Raw genomic sequence first — 640 nt, forward strand, 5'->3', positions numbered from 1 at the left:
CGCCGCCGCCGGCGGGGCTTGCGCCTCCGCGCGGTGGGCTCGCCGTCCGTGGACTGCTGGTCCGTGGATTGCTCCACCGGGGGTTGCCCGTCCAGCGCCTGCCCGGCTTGCTGGTCCGTGATTGGCTCCGGCGGGGTCGCCTGCCGGGCGACCGGGGTCGGGAGGTCAGCCGGTGCGTCCGGCGTGGTGGTGCTGCTCGCCTCGTACTGCTGGCGAGGTGAGCACACGTCCGCTCGGCTGCACGCGCAACGACGACCAGAGGCAGCAAGCCGTACGACGACGGTGTCGCTCGGGACGTTGTGCCCGACCACGACGCCGTCCCCGGCGGGCGTCTCCACCGGCGTACCGACCGAAGGTGCCTTGGCGTTGAACTCCTGGTACAGCGGGTGCTCGTACTTCAAGCAGCACATCAACCGGCCGCACGCGCCCGAGATCTTCAGTGGGTTCAGCGGCAGGTCCTGGTCCTTCGCCATCCGCACGCTGACCGGCTCGAAGTCCTTCAGGAACGTCGCGCAGCACAGGTCACGCCCGCACGGCCCGATCCCGCCCTGCAGCCGGGCCTCGTCGCGAGCGCCGACCTGGCGCAGCTCGATCCGGGCGCGCAGTCCGCGGGCGAGGTCGCGGACCAGCTCCCGGAAGT

The 640-nt window shown here is 72.2% G+C and carries 1 protein-coding gene; it reads right to left on the minus strand.

Annotated features, from left to right (window positions below; translation table 11 throughout):
* The coding region (locus ABD345_RS40060; RefSeq protein ID WP_344559774.1) for a PSP1 domain-containing protein at positions 1–640 on the minus strand (640 nt) is incomplete at both ends.

Origin of the sequence: Kitasatospora saccharophila (assembly GCF_039529925.1) — a bacterium.
GTDB classification, from domain to species: domain Bacteria; phylum Actinomycetota; class Actinomycetes; order Streptomycetales; family Streptomycetaceae; genus Kitasatospora; species Kitasatospora saccharophila.